Raw genomic sequence first — 610 nt, forward strand, 5'->3', positions numbered from 1 at the left:
CAGCCAGTATGAGAAGGACGGACGTAAGGCTCCTCGTCCAAGAGAACTGAACCAACTGCAAGAGCAGCTGAGTGAGGGCGGAACGAAGCTGATGCGCCACTGCCGCCAATGCCGCGCCGACGCGGTTGGGCTGCTCGGCCAGGACCGTAACCAGGATTTCCAACTGGAAACGATGGAAGCCGATCCGGTGATCGACCTGGATGCAAGAGAACAGTTCCAGCAGGAGCTTGATAGCAAAATCCGTCAGCGCCTGATCGCGAAGGAGAACCGCCGAACCATTCTTGACGAGAACAAGAAGACAAGAGTCGCGGTCGCTTCCAGAGGCGGGGACAAGGTCAACCAGCATTTTGGCCATACGACAGAATTCATGATTTTCGATACCGACGGAACCGAAGTGAAATTCATCGGTATCCGGAAGATCCAGGCGTACTGCCACGGCACAGCCGATTGCAACGGAGATAAAGACGAAACGCTTCAAGAGATTATCTCCATCCTCAGCGATTGCCGGATTCTTCTCAGCTCCGGTATCGGCGACGCGCCCCGCGCGGCGCTGAACAAAGCAGGCGTACTGCCCCTGGTCCGCAAAGGCGGAATACAGGAAGCTATCCTT

General features: G+C 56.2%; 1 protein-coding gene. It reads left to right on the top strand.

The features are described 5' to 3' along the window. On the top strand, positions 1 to 610 hold a 610-nt coding region (locus tag L691_RS0122320), incomplete at both ends, for a NifB/NifX family molybdenum-iron cluster-binding protein (RefSeq protein WP_025692521.1).

Source organism: Paenibacillus zanthoxyli JH29, assembly GCF_000520715.1.
GTDB classification, from domain to species: domain Bacteria; phylum Bacillota; class Bacilli; order Paenibacillales; family Paenibacillaceae; genus Paenibacillus_AQ; species Paenibacillus_AQ zanthoxyli.